Consider the following 5,517-nt stretch of genomic DNA (forward strand, 5'->3'; position numbering starts at 1 on the left):
GTGCCCAGGACCGCGAGCGTGGCCACCGCCACCCGGCGCCGACCGCGCGCCCGCGCCCTGGCCCGGGCGCGGGCCAGCGCCCGGCGGCCCACCGGCGGTCGCTGCCGCTGCGCGGCCCGCGCCCCGTGCGGGGACCGGCCACTCGGACCGGGCCGGACCGGGGAGGCGGCGGCCGTCAGGTGCAGGGCGGTGTGCCGCGGCAGCGGCAGCAGCGCCAGTCGGAGATGTGTATAAGAGACAGGCACCTGGTCCCGGGCCGGCCCGAGGCAGGCCCGGCAGTCCCGCGCGTGCCGGGCGAGCCGCTTGCGCCACAGCGCCCCCGGCACCCCGTCCCAACGCGCCGTCAGCTCGGCCAGCTGCGGGCAGCCGGGCACGGCCGCCAGCGCCCGCACCACCAGCCGGGCCGCGTCCAACCGCTCCTTGACCCGCTGCACCCGCACCGCCGTGTGCTGCGGGCTCAGCTCCAGCGCGGCCGCCAGCTCGGTGCGGGTCAGCTGCCCGGCGGCCTCCTGCCACCAGAGCGCCAGCACCTCGCGCTCGCCCTCGTCCAGCCAGCGGGTGGCCTCGGCCACCTCCCGGCGCTGGCCGGACAGACCGAGCCGGGTGATCGTCAGGCCGACGAAGTCGCCCGCCGGGTCGGCCAGCTCCTGCGCCTCGTCCAGCGAGCCGGCGGTGCGGGTGGCCTGCTTGGCGCGGTGCCGGTGGCGCACCTGGTTCATCGCGATCGCCACCAGCCAGCTGCGCAGCGCCGACGGCTCGCGCAGCGCGGGCAGCCCGTCCACCGCCCGCAGCATGGTCTCCTGCACCACGTCGTCGGTGTCGGGGTGCCCGTTCAGCGCCCGGCCGACCACGTTGTAGACCAGGGGCAGGTGATCGGCCAGCAGCTCGCGCCGCGCCCCCTCGTCACCGTGCCCGTCCGCGCCCAGCCGGTTCGTGTCCACCCGTGCCCACTCTCCTCAAGGATCTGTCCACTGATGGGAGACCCGGCCGGACCCGGTCGATAACGGAAACCTGCGCGGGGGAACCGGTGAGATCCCCGTCACGCCGTCACCCGTTCGCCGAACCCGGACCGCTGCAGACCCTAACGGGTCCCGGTGGCCGGGCAGCGGGTGGCGTCAGCGCGGTTCGGCCAGAGGGAGGCGCACCACCAGCCGGGCGCCGCACTCGGCGGGCTCCGCGGTGAGGGTGCCGCGGTGGTGCCGGGCCAGGTCGCGGGCGATGGCCAGGCCCAGGCCGGCCCCGCCGTGGTCGCGGCTGCGCGCGTCGTCCAGCCGGGTGAAGCGCTCGAAGACCCGTTCCCGGTCCTCGGTCGGGATGCCCGGGCCGTCGTCGGTGACCTCCAGCACCGCCAGCCGGGCGCTGGGCAGTTCGCGCAGCCGCACGCCCACCGACCGGTCGGCGAACCGCTGGGCGTTGTCCAGCAGGTTGGTCACCACCCGGGAGAGCAGCAGCCCGCTGCCGGTCACCAGGACTCCCTCGGCCAGCTCGGCGGTCACCGGGCAGCGGTCGCCGCGCCGGGTGGAGACCGCTTCGGCGACCAGCTCGGTCAGCTCCAGCGGCGCGGCCGACAGCGGCTCGGCGGCGTCGATCCGGGCCAGCAGCAGCAGGTCGGCGGCCAGCCGCTGCAGGCGGTCGGTGTCCTCCAGCGCGCCGCCGATCAGCTCCGGCCAGGCGGCCGGGTCGCGCACCGCCATCGCGACCTCCAGCTGGGTGCGCAGCACGGTGAGCGGGCTGCGCAGCTCGTGCGAGGCGTCCGCGATGAACTGGCGCTGGCGCCGCCCGGAGGAGTCCAGCCGGTCCAGGGTGGCGTTCATGGTGACGGCCAGTCGGGCCACCTCGTCCTGGGTCTGCGGGACCGGGACCCGGCGGTGCAGGTCGCGGTCGCTGATCGCGGCCACCTCGGCCCGGATCGCCTCCACCGGCTGCAGCGCCCGCCCGGTCACCCACCAGGTGACCACCGCCACGGTGAGCAGCAGCAGCGGCATGCCGACCAGCAGCGCGGCCGCGGTGGTGGTGTCGGCGGCGTCCACGTCCCGCAGCGAGGTGCCGGCGTAGACGGTGACCAGGCCCTGGCCGGTGTCGCTGGTCACCTGCACCACCCGCTGGCGGTGCTCGGAGCCGAGCGGGCTGATGTCCCAGGTGCTGAAGACGGTGCCGGGCACGGTGGGCAGCCGGTCCGAGATGGCCGGCCGGCCCGCCAGGTTCTGGCTGGAGCTCAGCACGGCCCCGTGCGCGTCGACCACCTGCAGGAAGTCGGCGCCGTGGGTGGGCGGCAGCTGCGGGGTGAGCCGGCCGTCCTGGGCCAGCTGGGCCACTCCGGTGGCCTGCGCCTCGGCGTCGCTCTCGGCGTTGTGCAGCAGGTTGGCGTCGAGCAGGCCGAGCAGCGAGAACGAGGCGATGGCCAGCGCGACCGCCACCACCGAGCTGGCGCCCAGGGTGGCCCGGGCCCGCACCGTCACCGGACGGAGCCGGCGCAGCACCCGGCCGGTGGCGGTCCGGTCAGCCACCGTCGGCCGCCAGCCGGTACCCGGCCCCGCGCACCGTCTCCAGCGCGTTGCGCCCGAACGGCGCGTCGATCTTCCGCCGCACCGCGCTGACGTGCACCTCCACCACGTTCGGGTCGCCGTCGAAGGCGCTGTCCCAGACCTGCTCCAGGATCTCGCGCTTGGGCACCACCTCGCCGGCCCGCCGGGCCAGGCACTCCAGCACCGCGAACTCCCGGGCCGTCAGCTTCACCGGGGTGCCGCCGCGGACGCAGGTGTGCCGGGCCGGGTCGATCACCAGGTCACCGAACTCCAGGGTCTGCGGGCGGCGCCGTCCGGTGCGCCGGGCCAGCGCGCGCAGCCGGGCCACCAGCACCACGTAGGAGAAGGGCTTGGAGAGGAAGTCGTCGGCACCGGTGTCCAGTGCCTCGGCCTCGTCGTACTCGCCGTCCTTGGCGGTGAGCATCAGGATCCCGGCCTCGTTGCCGGCCGCGCGCAGCCGGGCGCAGACCCGGTAGCCGTTGACCCCGGGCAGCATGATGTCCAGCACGATCACGTCGTAGTCGTGCTCACCCGCCAGCCACAGGCCCTGCGGGCCGTCGTGGGCCACGTCGACCGTCATGCCCTCGGCCTGCAGCCCACGCTGCAGGGCCGCGGCCAGCCGCTGCTCGTCCTCCACCACCAGTACCCGCATGGAGGTAAGGATCGCAGGCGCGGATCAGCGTTTGCTGAAGAGGTCTTCAGCTGTCTTCAGCTCGGCTTCAGCTGGGACGACCCATGCTGTGGCAAGTCCGGCGGGGGGTCGACGGGGGGACAAAACGGTCATCTCCGCAGATTCTACCGATAGTTGGTCGAGCCGTCGGCGCTCGGACACCTGGTGTCCGGCTGGCCGCCACATGAGAGGCGGCTGGGCGTCCTACCGTCACGGGCCTGACCCCAGGGCCGGTCCGGCGGCGGCGCGGCCGAGGACCGCGCCACCGGACGCGACCGGACCAGGTCCCGGGAAGCACCGAACGACGCAGTGAAACCGTGGGCTCAGCAGTGCAGTTGGACCCACCTTGGAAGGAGCCAGATGCGGTCCAGACTGCCGCGCCGGATCACCGTGGTCTCCGCGAGCGTGGGAGCCGGCCACGACGGCGCCGCCCGGGAGCTGGTGCGCCGCCTGCGCGAGGCCGGGTTCGACGCCGAGTGCCACGACTTCCTCGACCTGCTGCCGCGCGGGTGCGGCAGGTTGCTGCGCGGCAGCTACGCGCTGGAGCTGAAGGTCGCGCCCTGGGCCTGGGGCTGGCTGCTGGGCGGGCTGGAGAAGCACCGCGGCTCCTCCGGACTGGTCGGCCGGCTGTTCGCCGCCGCCGCGGCCCGGCGCACCCGGGAGCTGGTCGGTCCGGAGACCACCGCCATCGTCTCCACCTACCCGCTGGCCAGCCAGGCGCTGGGCCGGCTGCGCAAGAGCGGCGTGCTCCAGGTCCCGGTGGCCACCTTCCTGACCGACATGTCCGTGCACCCGCTCTGGGTGGCCGAGGGCGTGGACCTGCACCTGGCCCTGCACGACGTGGCCGCGATCCAGGCGGTCAAGCACGGCGCCGCCGACGTGGAGATCTGCGGCCCGCTGGTCGGCCCCACCTTCCGCCCGGCCCGCTCGCAGGCCGAGGTGGACCGCGAGCGCACCCGGTTCGGCCTGCCGCTGGACCGCCCCGTCGCGCTGATCACGGCCGGCTCCTGGGGCGTCGGCGAGGTCGAGCTGACGGCCCGCGAGATAGCCGCCGCCGGGGTCGCCGTCCCGGTCACCGTCTGCGGGCACAACGAGGCGCTGCGCCAGAAGCTGGAGCAGGCCGGTACCGGCGTCGCGCTGGGCTGGGTGGACGACATGCCCGCGCTGCTGCGGGCCAGCGACGTGGTGGTGCAGAACGCCGGCGGGCTCACCTCGCTGGAGGCGATGGCGAGCGGGGTGCCGGTGGTCAGCTACCGTTGCCTGCCGGGCCACGGGGTGACCAACGCGGCCGCGCTCGACGAGGCGGGGCTCGCGGTCTGGATCCGCAGCGAGCGCCGGCTCGGCAAGGCGCTGGTCGAGGCCCTGGAGACCGGCCCCGTCCCCGCGCCGCGCGCCGCGCACAGTGCGGACCGCGTGGTCATCGCCCTGGCGGGCGGTGTGCCCGAAACGCTGCTGGAGGTAGCTTCGTGAAGACCGGCAAGATCCTCGGCCTGACCGCCGGCGCACTCGCGGTGGCGCACGGGCTGCCGGCCCTCACCTCGCTCGGCCCGGTCCGTCCGCTGGTGGCGCCGCGGCTCAGCGGCCCCGGCGACCCCGGGCACGTCGCGCTGACCTTCGACGACGGCCCCGACCCGGCCTCCACGCCGAAGTTCCTCGCGGAACTGGAGAAGACCGGCACCAAGGCCACCTTCTTCCTGCTCGGCCAGATGCTGCTCAAGGCCCCCGAGCTGGGCCGCGAACTGGTCGCGGCCGGCCACGAGGTGGCGGTGCACGGCTGGGCGCACCGCCCGCTGCTGATCCGCTCGCCCCGGGCCACCCGCGACGACGTGCGCCGGGCCCGCGACCTGATCGCCTCGGTCACCGGCCAGCAGCCGCGCTGGTACCGGCCCCCGTACGGGGTGCTGAACAGCGCGGCCCTGTACGCGGCCCGCGAGAACGACCTGCGCACCGTGCTGTGGACCCACTGGGGCCAGGACTGGACCGCCCGCGCCACCGCCGACTCGGTGCTGCGCACGGTGACCCGGGCCCCGCTGGCCGGCGGCACCGTCCTGCTGCACGACTCCGACTGCACCTCGGCCCCGCAGGCCTGGCGCTCCACCCTGGGTGCGCTGCCGCGACTGCTGGACCTCTGCGCGGAGCAGGGCCTCAAGGTGGGACCGCTGCGCGAGCACGGGCTGGTGGCCTGAGCCTTCCGCGGGGCCCTGGGGACGACCGGCACGCCGGTCGTCCCCAGGGCCATACGGGTGTCCGGACCCAGTGTCTATTAAAAAACTTACGCGGCCGACGACGTATGTCGTGTAGTTATAGGTGGGGGGCGGATCA

General features: G+C 75.1%; 5 protein-coding genes. 2 read left to right on the forward strand and 3 right to left on the reverse strand.

Annotated elements, in window-relative coordinates; all coding sequences use genetic code 11:
- From ACFW1A_RS37850 to ACFW1A_RS37860, 3 genes are all read right to left on the reverse strand, one after another.
- A partial coding sequence (locus ACFW1A_RS37850; RefSeq protein ID WP_380417732.1) for a sigma-70 family RNA polymerase sigma factor occupies window positions 1-941 on the reverse strand: 941 nt, incomplete at its 3' end.
- A gap of 174 nt (window positions 942-1,115) precedes the next feature.
- Window positions 1,116-2,507: a sensor histidine kinase gene (locus ACFW1A_RS37855; protein WP_380417734.1), complete on the reverse strand. Its 1,392-nt coding sequence runs from the start codon at window positions 2,505-2,507 to the stop codon at window positions 1,116-1,118.
- Window positions 2,500-3,177, reverse strand: a complete 678-nt coding sequence (locus ACFW1A_RS37860; protein WP_380417736.1) for a response regulator transcription factor — start codon at window positions 3,175-3,177, stop codon at window positions 2,500-2,502. Before ACFW1A_RS37860 ends, ACFW1A_RS37855 begins: the two co-directional genes overlap by 8 nt.
- Before the next feature lie 378 nt (window positions 3,178-3,555).
- Between ACFW1A_RS37860 and ACFW1A_RS37865 the strand changes: the two genes are divergently transcribed.
- Both ACFW1A_RS37865 and ACFW1A_RS37870 read left to right on the forward strand, forming a co-directional pair.
- Window positions 3,556-4,665 carry a glycosyltransferase gene (locus ACFW1A_RS37865; protein WP_380417738.1) on the forward strand — a complete coding sequence of 370 codons (1,110 nt, stop codon included), beginning with the start codon at window positions 3,556-3,558 and terminating at the stop codon, window positions 4,663-4,665.
- Window positions 4,662-5,381: a polysaccharide deacetylase family protein gene (locus ACFW1A_RS37870; protein WP_380417740.1), complete on the forward strand. Its 720-nt coding sequence runs from the start codon at window positions 4,662-4,664 to the stop codon at window positions 5,379-5,381. Before ACFW1A_RS37865 ends, ACFW1A_RS37870 begins: the two co-directional genes overlap by 4 nt.
- The last annotated feature ends 136 nt before the right edge of the window (window positions 5,382-5,517 follow it).

This window comes from Kitasatospora sp. NPDC058965, assembly GCF_042741245.1.
Classification (GTDB): Bacteria; Actinomycetota; Actinomycetes; order Streptomycetales; family Streptomycetaceae; genus Kitasatospora.